The sequence below is a fragment of the Vibrio aquimaris genome (assembly GCF_009363415.1).
Taxonomy (GTDB): domain Bacteria; phylum Pseudomonadota; class Gammaproteobacteria; order Enterobacterales; family Vibrionaceae; genus Vibrio; species Vibrio aquimaris.
The window spans coordinates 2918530-2937050 of sequence record NZ_CP045350.1; the positions used below are offsets into that span (position 1 = coordinate 2918530).

Sequence of the window (18521 nt, forward strand, 5' to 3'; positions counted from 1 at the left end):
AGCACCAAATACAACGGCACTACCTTAAGTGTAGGAATTTGTCACAAGAAAGGTGGGGTAAAAACAGCATTATGTAATTAAAGCCTAATCACATTAAAATCATATATTTATAGAAGTATTTGTTATTTACTCACTGGCTAAAGCGGTTAAAATTGAGCAGTGGCTCGCATTATCATCCACATGACCACAACAAGCATCATTAATTTTCTTGAGGGCGGTTCGAATTCTGGTTAATTCAGAAATCTTTTCATCAATGAGGTTGAGTTTCGCTGTTGTAATCGCTTTCACCTCGGCACAACTATGCTCGGTTGCTTCGAGATTGATATCTAGTAACTCACGAATTTCCTCAAGGCTTAAGCCCAAGTCTTTTGCTCTAAGTATGAAGCCTACTTGCTTTTGATTTTCTTCACTGTACAAACGATAGCCAGACTCGCTGCGCCCAATAGGCTGAATGAGGCCATTTTTCTCGTAAAAACGAAGCGTATCAGTGGTTACCCCGCAACGTTTTGCAAGTTCTCCTATTTGAAACATGGCGACCCTTATTGTCTATTTCGTAAACTTTCACCCCAAAGTACGCCATTTTTATCATAATTTCACTCATGCCAAACGATTGCGCGAGCTTTTTTGTAATAAATTAGTTAGAATGTGCGCACTTCAATTTGGATACAGTACAGACTCTAATCAAGATAAGGTCTTTACCAAAACTGACCTCTATACTACCGATCGGCACATACGTAGTATTGTAAGAAAAGCTCAAAAGCGGGTTCATTTTTGGCAAATATCTTTACCAAACGTATTAAATCTGTGATTTTGAGGAAAATAGAAGCATGACTAACGCTCGTCCTATTCGCCGCGCATTAATCAGCGTATCAGACAAAACTGGTATCGTTGAGTTTGCCCAAGCTCTTGCAAATCGTGGTGTTGAACTTCTATCAACAGGCGGCACTGCTCGCTTATTAACCGAAAACAGTATCTCTGTGACCGAAGTATCCGATTACACTGGTTTCCCAGAAATGATGGACGGCCGTGTTAAAACACTTCATCCTAAAGTTCATGGCGGTGTACTGGGTCGTCGGGGCCAAGACGATGAGGTGATGTTAGAACATGACATCAAACCCATTGACATAGTAGTCGTCAATCTATATCCATTTGCTGAGACTGTCGCCAAACAAGGCTGTACTCTTGCTGACGCAGTTGAAAACATCGATATTGGTGGCCCTACAATGGTAAGGTCCGCAGCGAAAAACCACAAAGATGTCGCTATTGTTGTGAATGCAAGAGACTATGATCGCGTTATTGCTGAAATGGATGAAAACGAAACTTCTCTTACTCTAGATACACGTTTCGATCTTGCTATTGCCGCTTTCGAGCATACAGCAGCATACGATGGCATGATTGCTAACTACTTTGGCACTATGGTTCCTTCTCATAACATATCGTCATTGGATGAAGAGGGAAAAACAGCAGATCAAGACTCAAAATTCCCACGCACTTTCAATCAGCAGTTAATCAAAAAGCAAGACATGCGCTATGGCGAAAATAGTCACCAAGATGCTGCTTTTTATGTCGAGGCTAACCCAGAGGAAGCTTCGGTTTCAACCGCTAGGCAAATTCAAGGAAAAGCACTTTCATACAACAACATCGCAGATACAGACGCTGCCCTTGAATGTGTAAAAGAATTTGATGAGCCAGCTTGTGTGATAGTTAAACACGCCAATCCATGTGGTGTCGCTCTAGGACAAAATATTTTAGAAGCCTATGATCGTGCTTATAAAACCGATCCTACCTCGGCATTCGGTGGCATCATAGCCTTTAACCAAGAGTTAGATGCCCAGGCAGCTAGCGCTATTGTTGAGCGTCAGTTCGTTGAGGTCATCATTGCTCCTTCTGTTTCACCACAGGCAATTGAAATTGTCGCAACGAAGAAAAACATTCGTTTACTCGAGTGTGGTCAATGGTCAACTAAAACAACAGGTCTCGATGTGAAACGCGTCAACGGCGGCTTGCTAGTACAAGATAGAGACCAAGGTATGGTTAGCCTCAATGATCTAAAAGTGGTGTCTAAACGCCAACCGACTGATGAAGAGCTTAAGGATGCGCTATTTTGCTGGAAGGTTGCCAAGTATGTTAAATCAAATGCGATCGTTTACTCAAAAGGCGATATGACCATAGGTGTTGGCGCTGGACAGATGAGCCGTGTTTACTCTGCCAAAATAGCAGGTATTAAAGCAGCAGACGAAAACCTACAAGTCGAAGGCTGCGTGATGGCATCTGATGCATTTTTCCCATTCCGTGACGGTATAGATGCCGCAGCGGACGCGGGAATCAAATGCGTAATCCAACCTGGCGGTTCGATGCGTGATGATGAAGTCATCTCTGCTGCAGATGAGCACGGAATGGCGATGATTTTCACGGGTATGCGTCACTTCCGTCATTAAAAATTTCAGTTTAGTTGGCACGATTGTGATGTTCTGGTTCCTTATCTTCCAAACAATAGTGTCAACAAGTCGAAAAACGATATTTTGAAATCAAGGAATTTTGAATATGCAAGTTTTAGTTATTGGTTCAGGTGGTCGCGAACATGCTCTCGCATGGAAAGCGGCACAAAACCCCAGTGTAGAAGTTGTCTATGTTGCGCCAGGTAACGCTGGCACCGCATTAGAGCCAAAGTTAGAAAATGTTAATATCAAGGTCGAATGCATTTCTGAGTTGGTCTCATTTGCACAAGATAAAAACATAGAACTTACCATAGTTGGACCAGAAGGGCCTTTGGTTATTGGCGTCGTCGATGCTTTCCGTGAAGCTGGCTTGCCGATTTTCGGTCCAACACAAGCCGCAGCGCAATTAGAAGGCTCTAAGGCTTTTACCAAAGACTTCCTCGCTCGTCATAATATCCCAACAGCAGCCTATGCAAACTTTACCGAAATTGAGCCAGCCCTTGCCTATGTGCGTCAGCAAGGGGCTCCTATTGTGGTCAAAGCCGATGGCTTAGCCGCAGGTAAAGGGGTAATTGTCGCCATGACCTTAAAAGAAGCGGAAGATGCCATTCAAGACATGCTCGCTGGCAATGCTTTTGGTGACGCTGGCAGCCGAGTCGTTATAGAAGAGTTTCTCGATGGAGAAGAGGCTAGCTTCATTGTTATGGTCGATGGGAAGAATATTCTGCCTATGGCAACCAGCCAAGACCACAAGCGTGTGGGAGAAAAAGACACAGGCCCTAATACGGGTGGTATGGGGGCTTACTCTCCAGCACCGGTTGTCACACCTGAAATCCATGACCGTATTATGCAAGAAGTTATCTACCCAACGGTACGCGGTATGGAAGCAGAAGGACACCCTTACACGGGTTTCCTTTATGCGGGCTTGATGATAGACAAAGAAGGAACACCAAAAGTCATTGAGTACAATTGTCGTTTTGGCGATCCTGAAACACAGCCTATCATGATGAGAATGGAGTCCGATTTGGTCGAATTATGTTTAATGGCCATCGATGAAAAACTCAATCAAGCTGAATCTAAGTGGGATCCTCGTGCATCTATCGGCATTGTTCTTGCCGCTGGTGGTTATCCACTAGAGTATGCAAAGGGTGATGTTATCTCTTTACCAAATTCACCACTAGCTAACCAAAAAATATTTCACGCAGGTACAGCGCGAAATGATGCGGGAGAGGTTGTGACTAATGGGGGCCGAGTTCTCTGCGCCGTTGCATTAGGAGATACCGTATCACAGGCCCAGAAGCAAGCATACGAGCTTGTTGACACTATTAGCTGGGAAGGCATGTTTTATCGTAATGATATTGGTTACAGAGCGATAGAGCGCGAAAAAGCTTAAACAGGCATTCAATTCAAAAAGGCGCATTTAGCGCCTTTCTTTATAGATTGCTGTCTTCTTTCAGTAAGCTAGGCCGCTCGACACACTTGTGTCCATCGTCTGAAAGCAGCAGTAAGTCTTCGACTACAACACTATTATTTCTTCTGCTACCGACAAAGGCAACATAATTTTCCACATCAGACAAGCGGTTAACGACAAATGCTGGTAAGGTCTGATTAAATTCTAGGTGATCGTAGCTCTTACCCTCACATGTTTCGAAGTGATCTCCATCCCAGAAACCTTGGATCAATCTAAAGCCCTTTTTATCTTGAGCTTTTGCCACGTTCGCTGCTCTTTTAGCCTCATCCACGTATTGAACCAGTTCAGTAGGCTTAATAGGAAGTACTTTTCCATCAAGACGGTAGTGCTGATAAATAGCCTCTCCATCTTTATTAAAACGAATATGAATACGATAGTTGACTAGAGCATCATTTTTGAGCCGCTCTCCTTCACGAATCATCTCTCTGAGCTTGCCTTGAGACCAGCGATAATCGCTATGGTACCAACCATAGTCACCAGCAGTAACATAATCAGCGGCAGAACTCGGTGACGCCGACTTTTCCGTATACCAATAGAGGCTAGTTGCATCTCCAGCACTTTTTCCACCTGTGTAATATGAATATTGTTCTTTATTAGGCAACGTTGAGCTAGTAGAGCAACCCAATATTAAGCAAGTGATTAGAGAAGAGACCAAAAAGTTTTTCATAATTTTACTGCGCCAAGACAGAAAACCATCTTGGCGCTTCACACATTATTTCACTGCATCTTTCAGGGCTTTACCCGCAACAAATGCTGGAACATTCGCCGCAGCGATTTGAATCTCTGCACCTGTTTTAGGGTTACGACCAGTGCGAGCTGCACGGTGATTGACTTTAAACGTACCAAAACCAATTAGCTGAACTTGGTCACCCTCTTTAAGCGCATCTGTCACTCCATCGAGAGTCGCTTCAAGCGCTGCTTTAGCTTGAGCTTTAGATAAATCTGCTTTCTCTGCAATAAAGTCGATTAATTGGGTCTTGTTCATTAGGTTTCCCTTCTTATAGGTTATCGAATTCTGCTCACTCTAAAACATAAATGCCCTATCTGGCAAAGGTTTGTAAGCGATCTTTCGCTTTAATGACGTACTTTTAACCATAATATGAGTATTAACTCACAATTTGTTACCTTGATCTCCTTTTTCATTGCTTGCTTTCAAACACAAACAGCCCTATTTATAAGGTATTATCATGAACAAAGCCTGACATGATGGGGGTTGAGGAAGACGCAAAGCGCACGGAGAACGAATAACTCAATATTGATTAAAATAAAATCTAACAGTTTCACCCTCACGAGACTTCTTATTGGAGTCACTAAGGAAATATTCAAAATCTCTGACATAATCAGAAAAGTTTCATCAACATAGGAAATTTATGTTACTCCTCACCATATACGTCTCAATCGCCATCGGCATATCTTTTATTTGCTCTGTACTTGAAGCCGTATTACTTAGCATCACCCCTAGCTATATAGCTCAGCTTCGTCAACAAGCACACCCTGCCGCAGAGAAATGGACAGTATTAAAGGCAGACATAGATCGCCCTTTAGCCTCTATTCTCACCCTAAACACCATAGCACATACCATTGGTGCCGCGAGCGCTGGTGCGCAGGCCTCTGTGGTCTTTGGCAGCGAGTGGTTAGGAGTATTTTCTGCAATACTAACTCTCGGGATACTGGTACTTTCTGAAATTGTGCCTAAAACACTCGGAGCAACATACTGGCGACAACTTGCCCCGCTAACAGCAGTAGTTCTTCGATGGATGGTTTGGACGCTCGCACCCTTCGTCTGGTTCTCAGAACAAATTACCAAACGGCTAGCCAGTGGTCATCAGTTACCAAAAATGCGAGAAGAGCTATCAGCCATGGCACTCTTGGCGAAAGAAAGTGGAGAATTTGCCGAGGGAGAGACAAAAATACTGAGCAACTTACTCAGTATTCAAGGTGTGCCAGTCACTCAGGTCATGACGCCTCGCCCGGTGGTATTTAGAGTCGATGCAGAGATGACCATAGATCAATTTCTCTCTCAATATCATGATTCTCCATTTTCAAGACCTTTAGTATACAGCCAGTCTAAAGATAATATCTTAGGCTTTGTTCACCGCCTAGAGATATTCAAATTACAGCAAGTTGGAGGGGGTGATAAGCAGCTTGGGGCAGTGATGCGTCCTGTCCATGTACTTTTAAATACCCTATCTCTACCTAAGGCATTTGAACAGATGATGGCTAGAAGACTTCAGCTGGCAATGATTGTTGACGAATATGGCACGATACAAGGCATACTGACCCTAGAGGATATATTTGAACATCTTGTTGGGGAGCAAATCGTTGATGAAGCTGACAGAGCTCCAGATATGCAGCAGCTCGCTTTTGAGCGATGGGAAAAATGGAAAGCCAAGCATGGAGTCATTGAAAATAGCGATGATGACGAAACAGCTGTAAAAGAGAATAAAAACAAAGAAAATTAAATACAGGGGCTAATAGCCCCTGCACTGTTTACAATGACACGCCTATGTTACTTACGCCTTCTTCCCTAAGCTCTAAACGCAGGTCTTTGATCAAATCGATGTCTCTTTCGTTAGCATCTTTAAGAGGACGAAAGATTGCCCATTGCACATCCCATTCCTCACTAACCGATTGATTATCCCTTTGATTGTCATTTGTTAACTCGATACCACTTTGAGCTTGCTCAAGCTCAGCGACGGTTTGTACTGACAACTGACTTACCTTCTGCATACTTTCAAAAAGATCATCTCGATCAAGTAAGCCGTGTAATAGTGTTGATAAGCCCACGCAAGCATCAATTGCAGGATACACCCCATAAAACTCAAAATCTTCTGAGCTAGGGATAATCTCTTCAAGTTTTTCTAACTGACGCTCATAATTGACTTTGGCGTTCTTTACCGTTAACTGCTCCCAAACACTATCGAGAATATCGCGATAAATCCGAGATTCAGAGAAAGCTGTACTGTCGCAAAACTTCGCATAATTGGGATACATGCGTTCACACAGACACGCCATAAAGGTAATCTGCTTCCATGGTTCTAACTTTTCAAGGCGAAGTTGGAGAGGGTTCTGTAGCATAAAGGCTCATTGATTCATAAATGGACCGCAGAAGTGTACTTGATAACCACAATGGAAAAAAGCCAAGACGATGAAGAAATCCACCAATAAAGTCTATTTACTTACCGAGCACAATGAGAAGTACCAATCACTATTAGAAGACAAACAACTAACTGATCTCGAAATTGTCACTACCCCTTGCGATGCGAGCATCCTATTAGCTTCACCACCATTAGCGGTTAAGCGGCTGGATGAGTTTCCAGAGCTGGAATGGATTCAATCTGTTTATGCCGGCGTGGATGCCATATTCAAAGCCAAAACAGACGACTTCATTCTTACTAATGTTAAGGGGATCTTTGGTCAACAAATATCAGAGTATGTTATTGGCTACTTAGTTCAACACTTTCGTCATCTTCCTCATTATCATGAGGCGCAGTCCCTATCAAGCTGGCAACCCAAGAGCTATCGTACTTTAGACGGACTAACCATGCTTACACTAGGGACAGGCTCAATAGCTAGTCACCTAGCAAAGGTGGCTCAGGCTTTTGGCATTAAGGTTGTAGGAATCAATCGAAGTGGTATACCAACAATTAACTCCTCGTTTGATGCCACCTATCATATCCAAGAACTTGATAGTGTCCTCAGCAAAGCTGATATCATAGTCAATACATTGCCTAGCACACCTCAAACGCATCATATACTCGACGAAACCAGTTTATCTCATTGTTCGTCTACATTATTGTTCAATGTTGGACGAGGTAACGCCATCTGTGAGAAAGGCCTGCTTTCAGCGCTCGAAAACCAATCAATTGAGCACGCATTTCTCGATGTCTTCGAGCAAGAGCCCTTAGATAAATCCAACCCTATGTGGCAGCATCCATCTATCACGATTACACCTCATATTGCCGCGCTCAGCTTTCCCGACAAAGTTATCGACGTTTTCGCAGAAAATTATCAACGCTGGCGAGATGGATTTAGCCTAATTAACCAAGTTGACTTAACAAAAGGTTATTAATGCTCGATAAGCTCATCAACGAGGTTCGCCAATGTAAAGTATGCGATCCAGATTTGGCTTTAGGGGCTAGGCCCATTATCCAAGCTGGTACAGAAGCAAGGTTACTAATCATAGGTCAAGCACCGGGGGTCAAAGCTCACAATACAAATATGCCATGGAGTGACCCGAGTGGGGATAGATTAAGAAAGTGGTTATACCAACCTGAGTAAAAATATGATCGAATTGAGGCTGTTACTTCTTCGTGATAAATGACGCTATGGACAGTCGCAATAACATTGATTTCAAAAAGCTTGCTAGCCAACAAAAATCTATTCAAATGAAGATGCGATTGCTCGCATTGGCTCACTTTAAAGATGGTCACTCTCGAACCCAAGTTGCTACGTTCCTCAAGGTAAGCAGAACCAGTGTGAATAAATGGGTTGAAGAAGGGCTTGAAGGGCTGAAAGAGAAACCAAGAACGGGTCGCCCAGCATTTCTTAACGCGATGCAGCGAGAAGAATTACGTCAGTATATAAAAGCTCGAGCGATGGATTCGTCTGGCGGTCGATTAACTGGTAACGATATTCATGCTTATATCGTTAATAAATTTGGCAAACACTACCACCCAGATTCGATCTACTACTTGCTCAACCATATGGGCTTTTCTTGGATAACTTCACGCTCCAAGCACCCTCGTCAATCCCAGCCAATCCAAGACGATTTTAAAAAAATTCAAAATTGAAACGATCCTTAAGATCCCCGGTCACATGGGGCTTGCTAACGTCGATGTCTGGTTTCAGGATGAAGCAAGATTTGGCCAGCAAAACACGACAACTCGACTTTGGGCTAAACGTGGATCAAGATCAAGAGCAGTAAAACAGCAGCAGTTTGAATATGCTTATTTGTTTGGCTCAGTATGTCCCGCTAGAGGTATTGGCGAGGCGTTGGTCGTTCCTTGGGTTAACAAGGACACTATGGTTGAGCACCTTAAGCAGATATCCACGGCGACCGAAAAAGGTCGTCATGCAGTAGTCATTATGGATGGTGCTAGTTGGCATACAGATGACATTGCAGAGCAGTTTAGTAATGTCAGTACCATCAAACTCCCGCCCTACTCACCAGAACTCAACCCGATAGAACAAGTGTGGAGTTGGTTGAGGCAGCACTATCTAGCCAACCAATCGTTTACCGATTACGACGATATCGTTGCCAAAATCTGTGCTGCATGGAATCGCTTTTTGGATAGCTCGAAAAGAGTCACTAAGATGTGCTCGAGAAGATGGATAGAGCTGACCAGTTAATTTTCCAGATTGGTATTAGAAGCGATTTTGCTACTAAAACAAGAAAGCCCCAGCATTGCTGCTGGGGTTTAGAAGAAGTGGCGGAGCGGACGGGACTCGAACCCGCGACCCCCGGCGTGACAGGCCGGTATTCTAACCAACTGAACTACCGCTCCGCACTGGTTAGACCTAAGTCTAAATATAAAGCCTGGCGATGTCCTACTCTCGCATGGGGAAGCCCCACACTACCATCGGCGCTATTGCGTTTCACTACTGAGTTCGGCATGGAGTCAGGTGGGTCCACAATGCTATGGTCGCCAAGCAAATTCTTTCTCTCTATCTCTAGAGAATAACTTGGAAAGCTGTTTTCGTTCTTACACATTCAATGTTCTAGTTGAGTCCATCAAAACCCTTTGGGTGTTGTATGGTTAAGCCTCACGGGCAATTAGTACAGGTTAGCTCAACGCCTCACAACGCTTACACACCCTGCCTATCAACGTTCTAGTCTCGAACAACCCTTTAGGACCCTCAAGGGGTCAGGGAAGACTCATCTTAGGGCTCGCTTCCCGCTTAGATGCTTTCAGCGGTTATCGATTCCGAACTTAGCTACCGGGCAATGCGTCTGGCGACACAACCCGAACACCAGAGGTTCGTCCACTCCGGTCCTCTCGTACTAGGAGCAGCCCCCTTCAATCTTCCAACGCCCACGGCAGATAGGGACCGAACTGTCTCACGACGTTCTAAACCCAGCTCGCGTACCACTTTAAATGGCGAACAGCCATACCCTTGGGACCGACTTCAGCCCCAGGATGTGATGAGCCGACATCGAGGTGCCAAACACCGCCGTCGATATGAACTCTTGGGCGGTATCAGCCTGTTATCCCCGGAGTACCTTTTATCCGTTGAGCGATGGCCCTTCCATACAGAACCACCGGATCACTATGACCTGCTTTCGCACCTGCTCGAATTGTCATTCTCGCAGTCAAGCGGGCTTATGCCATTGCACTAACCTCACGATGTCCAACCGTGATTAGCCCACCTTCGTGCTCCTCCGTTACTCTTTGGGAGGAGACCGCCCCAGTCAAACTACCCACCAGGCACTGTCCTCAACCCAGATAATGGGTCTAAGTTAGAACATCAAACATACAAGGGTGGTATTTCAAGGATGGCTCCATGCACACTGGCGTGCACACTTCAAAGCCTCCCACCTATCCTACACATGTAGGCTCAATGTTCAGTGCCAAGCTGTAGTAAAGGTTCACGGGGTCTTTCCGTCTAGCCGCGGGTACACTGCATCTTCACAGCGATTTCAATTTCACTGAGTCTCGGGTGGAGACAGCGTGGCCATCATTACGCCATTCGTGCAGGTCGGAACTTACCCGACAAGGAATTTCGCTACCTTAGGACCGTTATAGTTACGGCCGCCGTTTACCGGGGCTTCGATCAAGAGCGTCGACTTACGTCTAACCCCATCAATTAACCTTCCGGCACCGGGCAGGCGTCACACCGTATACGTCATCTTACGATTTTGCACAGTGCTGTGTTTTTAATAAACAGTTGCAGCCACCTGGTATCTGCGACTCTCATTAGCTCCATCCGCGAGGGACTTCACCGACAAGAGCGTACCTTCTCCCGAAGTTACGGTACCATTTTGCCTAGTTCCTTCACCCGAGTTCTCTCAAGCGCCTTGGTATTCTCTACCCGACCACCTGTGTCGGTTTGGGGTACGATTCCTTACAATCTGAAGCTTAGAGGCTTTTCCTGGAAGCATGGCATCAATGACTTCACTACCGTAGTAGCTCGACATCGTGTCTCAGCCTTGTAGAGAGCCGGATTTACCTAACTCTCAAGCCTACGCACTTGAACCTGGACGACCGTCGCCAGGCCCACCTAGCCTTCTCCGTCCCCCCATCGCAATTGTAAGAAGTACGGGAATATTAACCCGTTTCCCATCGACTACGCCTTTCGGCCTCGCCTTAGGGGTCGACTTACCCTGCCCCGATTAACGTTGGACAGGAACCCTTGGTCTTCCGGCGAGGGGGTTTTTCACCCCCTTTATCGTTACTCATGTCAGCATTCGCACTTCTGATACCTCCAGCATGCTTTACAACACACCTTCAACGGCTTACAGAACGCTCCCCTACCCAATACGATAAATCGTATTGCCGCAGCTTCGGTTTACAGCTTAGCCCCGTTACATCTTCCGCGCAGGCCGACTCGACTAGTGAGCTATTACGCTTTCTTTAAATGATGGCTGCTTCTAAGCCAACATCCTAGCTGTCTAAGCCTTCCCACATCGTTTCCCACTTAGCTGTAATTTGGGACCTTAGCTGGCGGTCTGGGTTGTTTCCCTCTCCACGACGGACGTTAGCACCCGCCGTGTGTCTCCCGGATAGTACTTACTGGTATTCGGAGTTTGCAAAGGGTTGGTAAGTCGGGATGACCCCCTAGCCTTAACAGTGCTCTACCCCCAGTAGTATTCGTCCGAGGCTCTACCTAAATAGATTTCGGGGAGAACCAGCTATCTCCAGGTTTGATTGGCCTTTCACCCCTAGCCACAAGTCATCCGCTAATTTTTCAACATTAGTCGGTTCGGTCCTCCAGTTGATGTTACTCAACCTTCAACCTGCCCATGGCTAGATCACCTGGTTTCGGGTCTATATCCAGCAACTCGACGCCCAGTTAAGACTCGATTTCTCTACGGCTCCCCTAGATGGTTAACCTTGCTACTGAATATAAGTCGCTGACCCATTATACAAAAGGTACGCAGTCACAGGACAAGCCTGCTCCTACTGCTTGTACGTACACGGTTTCAGGTTCTATTTCACTCCCCTCACAGGGGTTCTTTTCGCCTTTCCCTCACGGTACTGGTTCACTATCGGTCAGTCAGTAGTATTTAGCCTTGGAGGATGGTCCCCCCATATTCAGACAGGATATCACGTGTCCCGCCCTACTCGATTTCACTGAACACGCGTCGTCAACTACGGGACTATCACCCTGTATCGTCGGACTTTCCAGACCGTTCGTCTAACGCGTGTAAAGCTTAAGGGCTAATCCAATTTCGCTCGCCGCTACTTTCGGAATCTCGGTTGATTTCTTTTCCTCGGGGTACTTAGATGTTTCAGTTCCCCCGGTTCGCTCTGTTAACCTATGAATTCAGTTAACAGTAACTGCTTATGCAGTTGGGTTTCCCCATTCGGAAATCCCAGACTCAAATGGTTTTTACTACCTAATCTGGGCTTATCGCAAGTTAATACGTCCTTCATCGCCTCTGACTGCCAAGGCATCCACCGTGTACGCTTAGTCACTTAACCATACAACCCCAAAGGGTCTTAGATTAAACAACCAAAGTGTCTGCAATTATTTAAACATGATGCAGACTCGATTTTGCCGGACTCAAATATAAACAACACACTAAGGTGTTGTTTCCAAGAACACTTGAATGTGTTTATTGGTGTTTATCTTTCGATAAACATTGAGAACTTTACAAACAATCTTATTCACAAAGAATCAAGATTGCTTTGTCAGCTTTCCAAATTGTTAAAGAGCGTTGTTTTCCCAAAGGGAAGCACATTATCTAAAGATTCTCGGCGTCATTTATCTAACCACATACGTTTACTGACGTGGTTTGGATAAAACAACCAAAAATACTTAGAGAATGGTGGGCGATACCGGGCTCGAACCAGTGACCCCCTGCTTGTAAGGCAGGTGCTCTCCCAACTGAGCTAATCGCCCACATAAGTTTTTATTCTTCGTGGAGAAGAATGGTGGGTCGTGCAGGATTCGAACCTGCGACCAATTGATTAAAAGTCAACTGCTCTACCAACTGAGCTAACGACCCAATGGTATCCCGTAGGGGAGTCGAACCCCTGTTACCGCCGTGAAAGGGCGGTGTCCTAGGCCTCTAGACGAACGGGACACTAAGTCGAAGATATTGGGATATCTTCTTTCTCTTAAACTACATAAACCATCAATCTGTGTGGACACTTGTCTTAATAATCATCGTATAAGGAGGTGATCCAGCGCCAGGTTCCCCTAGCGCTACCTTGTTACGACTTCACCCCAGTCATGAACCACAAAGTGGTGAGCGTCCCCCCGAAGGTTAAACTACCCACTTCTTTTGCAGCCCACTCCCATGGTGTGACGGGCGGTGTGTACAAGGCCCGGGAACGTATTCACCGTGGCATTCTGATCCACGATTACTAGCGATTCCGACTTCATGGAGTCGAGTTGCAGACTCCAATCCGGACTACGACGCACTTTTTGGGATTCGCTCACTTTCGCAAGTTGGCCGCCCTCTGTATGCGCCATTGTAGCACGTGTGTAGCCCTACTCGTAAGGGCCATGATGACTTGACGTCGTCCCCACCTTCCTCCGGTTTATCACCGGCAGTCTCCCTGGAGTTCCCACCCGAAGTGCTGGCAAACAAGGATAAGGGTTGCGCTCGTTGCGGGACTTAACCCAACATTTCACAACACGAGCTGACGACAGCCATGCAGCACCTGTCTCATAGTTCCCGAAGGCACCAATCCATCTCTGGAAAGTTCTATGGATGTCAAGAGTAGGTAAGGTTCTTCGCGTTGCATCGAATTAAACCACATGCTCCACCGCTTGTGCGGGCCCCCGTCAATTCATTTGAGTTTTAATCTTGCGACCGTACTCCCCAGGCGGTCTACTTAACGCGTTAGCTCCGAAAGCCACGGCTCAAGGCCACAACCTCCAAGTAGACATCGTTTACGGCGTGGACTACCAGGGTATCTAATCCTGTTTGCTCCCCACGCTTTCGCATCTGAGTGTCAGTATCTGTCCAGGGGGCCGCCTTCGCCACCGGTATTCCTTCAGATCTCTACGCATTTCACCGCTACACCTGAAATTCTACCCCCCTCTACAGTACTCTAGATGACCAGTTTCAAATGCTATTCCGAGGTTGAGCCCCGGGCTTTCACATCTGACTTAATCATCCACCTGCATGCGCTTTACGCCCAGTAATTCCGATTAACGCTCGCACCCTCCGTATTACCGCGGCTGCTGGCACGGAGTTAGCCGGTGCTTCTTCTGCAGCTAACGTCAAATGAGTATGCTATTAACATACCCACCTTCCTCACTGCTGAAAGTACTTTACAACCCGAAGGCCTTCTTCATACACGCGGCATGGCTGCATCAGGCTTGCGCCCATTGTGCAATATTCCCCACTGCTGCCTCCCGTAGGAGTCTGGACCGTGTCTCAGTTCCAGTGTGGCTGATCATCCTCTCAGACCAGCTAGGGATCGTCGCCTTGGTGAGCCCTTACCTCACCAACTAGCTAATCCCACCTGGGCATATCCTGACGCGAGAGGCCCGAAGGTCCCCCTCTTTGAGCCGAAGCTATTATGCGGTATTAGCCATCGTTTCCAATGGTTATCCCCCACATCAGGGCAATTTCCCAGGCATTACTCACCCGTCCGCCGCTCGACGCCGTTATCGTCACCCGAAGGGTCAGATAACTCGTTTCCGCTCGACTTGCATGTGTTAGGCCTGCCGCCAGCGTTCAATCTGAGCCATGATCAAACTCTTCAATTTAAAGTTTTGATTCCCTAAATAAATAGGGGAGGCTCAATGAATACTGATAACATTACTGTGTAATGTTGAATTGACTGTGCCGGTATTACTACCGATTGGTCACTCAGTTCATTGATAAATCTTTTGGATTATCATCAACGAGTGCCCACACAGATTGATAGGTTTAGTTTGTTAAAGAGCGTTCTAACAAGGCTTCACACCGCGTTGCTAGGGCTGCGTATGTTACGCATTTTTTTACTAAAGTCAAGAGCTTTTTAACACTTTCTTCTCTAGTCGTACCGAATAAATCAGAGCTGACCCTACTTCGTTTCGGTGAGGCGGCATTATATGGACAATGACAAAGATCACAAGGTTTTTTTTTACCTTATTGTTTGAGTGCTCAAAAATAGACCAAATAGCTTAAAATTAAGATAAAATTGCAACATTTGAGTCATGTCACATCAATAGGTTGGAAAAACAACAACCATATACGTAAGATCTGTGTGTCTATGTCAATAATGCTTAGGCATTTATTCTTAACTTACGAAGTTGTTTCCCAATATGAGTTCAAATAAATCAATGTTAATGATTGCCGCCTTAGCTATATTGGGCGCGATTATCTTTTCACAGGTTAATGTTCATCCTGCACTCAGCTTTGTTGTCGGTGTTTTTGTTTCCACTATTGTTATTAGATTTTCAAACACCTCATCTAAGCCAGTAACCAGCCATGACACTGCAACGAAAACCCTATATGTAGGAAATCTGCCATATAAAGCAAATGAGTCACACGTAAAAGATTTATTTGCCAAGCATGGTGAGGTTTTTGCGGTGCGCCTTATGAAGGATAAAAGAACCGGAAAAAGGCGAGGGTTTGGTTTTGTAGTAATGGCTGCAACAGACGTTGTCAAAGCAATAGAAGGATTAAATGAAAAGGATTATATGCAGCGTACTTTAAAAGTTCGAATTGCTAACGATCCAAAATCTCAAGTTGAACAGGACTAAAGCCCCACTCCTGTAAGGCTGTATTCAACGCTCCTTCAGCATATGGAGGAGCCGTTGAGAAAATCTCACGCTTCCCTTTTTTACCGTCATCACTCAACCCTTCATTTCCAAGTAACTCTTGCACTCGACGAGCAATTGCTTCTCCCGAGTCAACCAGCAATACATGCTCACCCAATACATGTTGGATTTCTTGTTTAATAAGAGGGAAATGGGTACAGCCCAGAACGGCAACATCTATCTTGCCTGCCATTGGCTCTAGCGCTTGCTGTAACTCAAGTTGCGATAGCTCTCTCCCGCGCAGTTTTTCCTCTGCCATATCAACCAATAATGTCGAGCCTAACAGCTCCACCGGTTTGGTCTTAGAGAAGTCCCTGATTAAATCATGGGTATATTCGCGAGTGACAGTGGCTGGGGTGGCAATAAGACCAACAGCTTTATTGGCAAGGTTGGATGCTGGTTTAATGGCAGGTACCACACCGACCACAGGTATAGATAACCTGGCGCGCAGCGAGGGCAAAACAATCGTGCTAGCTGTGTTACATGCAATCACAACAAGATCAATCTCGAGCTTTTCTACATATTGACAAACCAGCGTCTCAACACGCGCAGTCAGTGTCTCATGCTCTAGCTCACCATATGGGTAAGCAGCATTATCAAAAATATAAAAGTAGTTAAGCGCTGGCAGTTTTGCCTCTATCTCTTTAAACACTGATAGCCCGCCGACTCCAGAGTCAAAGATTAGGATTTTTGTTTGTTGCGACACTCGGTAACCCACATTATTCTATTGGCCAATCATACTCACTAAGCTCAGTTTGGCAATCTTTTCATTAAATGAGTAAGGTTAAGTATTGTTGATTTGTCTGGTAACAACTAAAAAACCGCCCGAAGGCGGTAAAGAGTTAAAATTTATAGTTAAGACCTACAAAATAGCTGCGTTCTTGAGTGTTGTAACCATATGAAGTTTCATAGTCTTCATCAAATAAGTTGGCAATCTTGCCGCGAGCAATCAAACTGTCTGTAATATAGTAGTGGGTTGCGAAATCAACAAGAGAGTATCCGTCTAACCTAGTATTGTTAGCAGCATCATCAAAATTCTCACCGCGATATAGATAACTTAAATCAAAGTTCCAATCATAATACGTGTAGCTTACATTCCATTTAGCACTGTACTTTGATCTTCGAGCTAATTCTTTACCTGTATCCTTATTCTCGGTATCCATTACATCGATACTTGCCGAGTGAAATAAAGCACCTGTTGTAAACTCTCCAACAAGTTCGAGGCCCTTTATTTCTGCTTTTGCAATGTTTTCATTTTTACCTGTCGAACCCGAAACCGATATCAGATCAGAGATTTCATTCTGGTAGAAAGCAATCCTAAAATCACCAATCGATGGAGTTACATCCAAAGCAATCTCGTAGTTTAAAGACTCTTCCGGTGTTAAATCAGGGTTCGCAGAATCTCCCCACTTCGATGCTGGATAGTACAAATCATTAAATGTTGGAGCTTTAAAAGCGGTCCCCGCCATTACAGATAAACGGTAGATTGAAGTAAACCTGTAGCCTGAGCCCACTTGCCAAGTGGTGTAATCTCCATATTGCTCATTATCATCAATACGCAAGCTCATTTCAGCTTGCATTTTATCTTTAGAATACAGCCCCGAGGTGTATAGTCCAAGATTTGAACGACTTGTTTTAGCAAACGCTGTCGTAGATTCCGATACATCGTCATTGACCCAATCTACACCACCTAGCATTAACAATTCAGCATTAATTTGATAGCTGTTTTGCCAAGCAACAGATTGCCGATTGGTTTCATAGTTATCCGATGAGCCTATGTAAGAAGATTGATCTCTACTGGCTGCTAGTATAACTTCGCTGCTCAACGAGTCAGTTTTATAGGCTCCAACAATTGAACTGCTTAATAGCTTTTGATTTTGCTCTCCAGAATCAAATTCAATATCACCCTCTGTGTAGTTCGTATTCCATTTAAAACTTAGCTCGTCAGTCGACTGAACTCCCAGTTCTAACAACAAGTCAGTATGGTCATAACCATCATTGTCGGGATCAAAGCTTGAACTGTTTTCGTTGGTGGCTGAAAACCCAGCTGTTTTTTCACGATTAACAGAAGCCTTAGCCCAGCCGTTTTCTCCAATCTGGTTAGCAGTATTTACCGCATATTTTTGATAATTATCGCTACCACTCTCTACCCATAACTCAGTTTCATCACCAGTATATGAGGTAATTATATTGATTACTCCACCAATAGCATCCGAACCGTATACAGCGGTTCGTGGACCTCGCACATACTCTATTCGCTCCACTCCGTTTAATGGCAAAGAAGAAATCGCCGTTAATCCCGCAGTAGCGCTACTAACGCGAACACCATTTACTAGTATAAGTGTATGATCAGACTCTGTGCCTCGAGTATAAATGCTAGCCAGCTGGCCATAACCACCATTACTAGACACTTGTATGCCGGGCAATCGACGTAATACTTCTTCAATCGACTTGGCTTGAGTAGACTGAATGTCCTCTTTGGTCACGACCACGACTGGGGCAAGAGTTGAATTTACTGACTGCTCAAATCGATTTGCCGTAACCACCATAGTTTCATCGATGGAAGTTTCTTGGGCATATAAATGGGAGGCATGGGGAAGCAGCGATGCTACTGTCATCGCTAACATTGTTCGGTTCATTGTTATCGTTCCTAAATCGCGTAAGTCCTACCGAGCTTGGAGTGT

The 18521-nt window shown here is 45.1% G+C and carries 13 protein-coding genes, 4 tRNA genes and 3 rRNA genes; 7 read left to right on the forward strand and 13 right to left on the reverse strand.

What is annotated here, in order from left to right:
- Positions 1–126 precede the first annotated feature (126 nt).
- Entirely contained in the window at positions 127–531 is a 405-nt protein-coding gene (gene zntR / locus FIV01_RS13495; RefSeq protein WP_152431446.1) for a Zn(2+)-responsive transcriptional regulator, read from the reverse strand.
- 296 nt (positions 532–827) lie between these two features.
- On the opposite strand from zntR, the gene purH reads away from it, so the two are divergent.
- Positions 828–2438 carry a bifunctional phosphoribosylaminoimidazolecarboxamide formyltransferase/IMP cyclohydrolase gene (gene purH, locus FIV01_RS13505; protein ID WP_152431448.1) on the forward strand — a complete coding sequence of 537 codons (1611 nt, stop codon included), beginning with the start codon at positions 828–830 and terminating at the stop codon, positions 2436–2438.
- Positions 2439–2544: 106 nt separating this feature from the next.
- Positions 2545–3831, forward strand: coding sequence for a phosphoribosylamine--glycine ligase (gene purD / locus FIV01_RS13510; protein WP_152431450.1), 1287 nt, complete (start codon positions 2545–2547; stop codon positions 3829–3831).
- 40 nt (positions 3832–3871) lie between these two features.
- On the opposite strand, the gene FIV01_RS13515 is transcribed toward purD, so the two are convergent.
- Both FIV01_RS13515 and hupA read right to left on the reverse strand, forming a co-directional pair.
- Entirely contained in the window at positions 3872–4576 is a 705-nt protein-coding gene (locus tag FIV01_RS13515) for a DUF1481 domain-containing protein (RefSeq protein WP_152431451.1), read from the reverse strand.
- Between the two features lie 45 nt (positions 4577–4621).
- Positions 4622–4894, reverse strand: a complete 273-nt coding sequence (hupA, locus tag FIV01_RS13520) for a nucleoid-associated protein HU-alpha (protein ID WP_021707210.1) — start codon at positions 4892–4894, stop codon at positions 4622–4624.
- 385 nt (positions 4895–5279) lie between these two features.
- On the opposite strand from hupA, the gene FIV01_RS13525 reads away from it, so the two are divergent.
- On the forward strand, positions 5280–6371 hold the full coding sequence (locus FIV01_RS13525; protein ID WP_152431452.1) for a CNNM domain-containing protein: 1092 nt from the start codon (positions 5280–5282) through the stop codon (positions 6369–6371).
- A gap of 28 nt (positions 6372–6399) precedes the next feature.
- Here the strand turns inward: FIV01_RS13525 and FIV01_RS13530 are convergent, their stop codons facing one another.
- Positions 6400–6987 (reverse strand): YjaG family protein, encoded by a 588-nt coding sequence (locus FIV01_RS13530; RefSeq protein WP_152431453.1) that lies wholly within the window; start codon positions 6985–6987, stop codon positions 6400–6402.
- A gap of 70 nt (positions 6988–7057) precedes the next feature.
- Here FIV01_RS13530 and FIV01_RS13535 point away from each other — a divergent pair, with 70 nt between their 5' ends.
- From FIV01_RS13535 to FIV01_RS13545, 3 genes are all read left to right on the forward strand, one after another.
- Positions 7058–7981: a D-2-hydroxyacid dehydrogenase gene (locus tag FIV01_RS13535; protein WP_152431454.1), complete on the forward strand. Its 924-nt coding sequence runs from the start codon at positions 7058–7060 to the stop codon at positions 7979–7981.
- Positions 7981–8190, forward strand: a complete 210-nt coding sequence (locus tag FIV01_RS13540; protein ID WP_152431455.1) for a uracil-DNA glycosylase family protein — start codon at positions 7981–7983, stop codon at positions 8188–8190. Before FIV01_RS13535 ends, FIV01_RS13540 begins: the two co-directional genes overlap by 1 nt.
- 47 nt (positions 8191–8237) lie before the next feature.
- Positions 8238–9261, forward strand: a protein-coding gene (locus tag FIV01_RS13545) for an IS630 family transposase (protein WP_152431456.1) whose coding sequence is annotated in 2 segments (ribosomal slippage) — positions 8238–8684 and positions 8686–9261 — 1023 coding nt in all. Because the reading frame shifts where the segments join, the coding sequence is not laid out codon by codon here.
- A 78-nt stretch (positions 9262–9339) separates the two neighbouring features.
- Here FIV01_RS13545 and FIV01_RS13550 read toward each other — a convergent pair.
- The 7 genes from FIV01_RS13550 to FIV01_RS13580 all read right to left on the reverse strand — a co-directional run bounded on the left by FIV01_RS13550 (position 9340) and on the right by FIV01_RS13580 (position 14799).
- Positions 9340–9416 (reverse strand) — tRNA-Asp (locus tag FIV01_RS13550).
- Positions 9417–9446: 30 nt separating this feature from the next.
- Positions 9447–9562: ribosomal RNA gene (gene rrf / locus FIV01_RS13555) — 5S ribosomal RNA — on the reverse strand.
- A gap of 102 nt (positions 9563–9664) precedes the next feature.
- Positions 9665–12554: ribosomal RNA gene (locus tag FIV01_RS13560) — 23S ribosomal RNA — on the reverse strand.
- Between the two features lie 345 nt (positions 12555–12899).
- A tRNA-Val gene (locus tag FIV01_RS13565) sits at positions 12900–12975 on the reverse strand.
- Between the two features lie 30 nt (positions 12976–13005).
- A tRNA-Lys gene (locus FIV01_RS13570) sits at positions 13006–13081 on the reverse strand.
- 2 nt (positions 13082–13083) lie between these two features.
- Positions 13084–13159 (reverse strand) — tRNA-Glu (locus tag FIV01_RS13575).
- Between the two features lie 88 nt (positions 13160–13247).
- Positions 13248–14799: ribosomal RNA gene (locus FIV01_RS13580) — 16S ribosomal RNA — on the reverse strand.
- Together the 16S, 23S and 5S rRNA genes with 4 tRNA genes alongside form the textbook arrangement of a ribosomal RNA operon.
- Before the next feature lie 540 nt (positions 14800–15339).
- Between FIV01_RS13580 and FIV01_RS13585 the strand changes: the two genes are divergently transcribed.
- Positions 15340–15780: an RNA recognition motif domain-containing protein gene (locus FIV01_RS13585; RefSeq protein ID WP_152431457.1), complete on the forward strand. Its 441-nt coding sequence runs from the start codon at positions 15340–15342 to the stop codon at positions 15778–15780.
- On the opposite strand, the gene murI is transcribed toward FIV01_RS13585, so the two are convergent.
- A complete protein-coding gene (gene murI / locus FIV01_RS13590) occupies positions 15746–16543 on the reverse strand; it encodes a glutamate racemase (protein ID WP_152431458.1) in 798 nt (265 codons plus the stop codon). The two genes, FIV01_RS13585 and murI, sit on opposite strands and share 35 nt — an antisense overlap.
- Before the next feature lie 136 nt (positions 16544–16679).
- Positions 16680–18476, reverse strand: coding sequence for a TonB-dependent receptor domain-containing protein (locus FIV01_RS13595; RefSeq protein ID WP_152431459.1), 1797 nt, complete (start codon positions 18474–18476; stop codon positions 16680–16682).
- Positions 18477–18521: the final 45 nt, after the last annotated feature.

Bases quoted from the DNA above. Each gene is read 5' to 3' on its own strand.
- FIV01_RS13595 (WP_152431459.1), bottom strand. From the start codon at position 18,476: ATGAACCGAACAATGTTAGCGATGACAGTAGCATCGCTGCTTCCCCAT.
- zntR (WP_152431446.1), bottom strand. From the start codon at position 531: ATGTTTCAAATAGGAGAACTTGCAAAACGTTGCGGGGTAACCACTGAT.
- FIV01_RS13515 (WP_152431451.1), bottom strand. From the start codon at position 4,576: ATGAAAAACTTTTTGGTCTCTTCTCTAATCACTTGCTTAATATTGGGT.
- FIV01_RS13535 (WP_152431454.1), top strand. From the start codon at position 7,058: ATGAAGAAATCCACCAATAAAGTCTATTTACTTACCGAGCACAATGAG.
- hupA (WP_021707210.1), bottom strand. From the start codon at position 4,894: ATGAACAAGACCCAATTAATCGACTTTATTGCAGAGAAAGCAGATTTA.
- purH (WP_152431448.1), top strand. From the start codon at position 828: ATGACTAACGCTCGTCCTATTCGCCGCGCATTAATCAGCGTATCAGAC.
- purD (WP_152431450.1), top strand. From the start codon at position 2,545: ATGCAAGTTTTAGTTATTGGTTCAGGTGGTCGCGAACATGCTCTCGCA.
- FIV01_RS13530 (WP_152431453.1), bottom strand. From the start codon at position 6,987: ATGCTACAGAACCCTCTCCAACTTCGCCTTGAAAAGTTAGAACCATGG.
- FIV01_RS13585 (WP_152431457.1), top strand. From the start codon at position 15,340: ATGAGTTCAAATAAATCAATGTTAATGATTGCCGCCTTAGCTATATTG.
- FIV01_RS13540 (WP_152431455.1), top strand. From the start codon at position 7,981: ATGCTCGATAAGCTCATCAACGAGGTTCGCCAATGTAAAGTATGCGAT.
- FIV01_RS13525 (WP_152431452.1), top strand. From the start codon at position 5,280: ATGTTACTCCTCACCATATACGTCTCAATCGCCATCGGCATATCTTTT.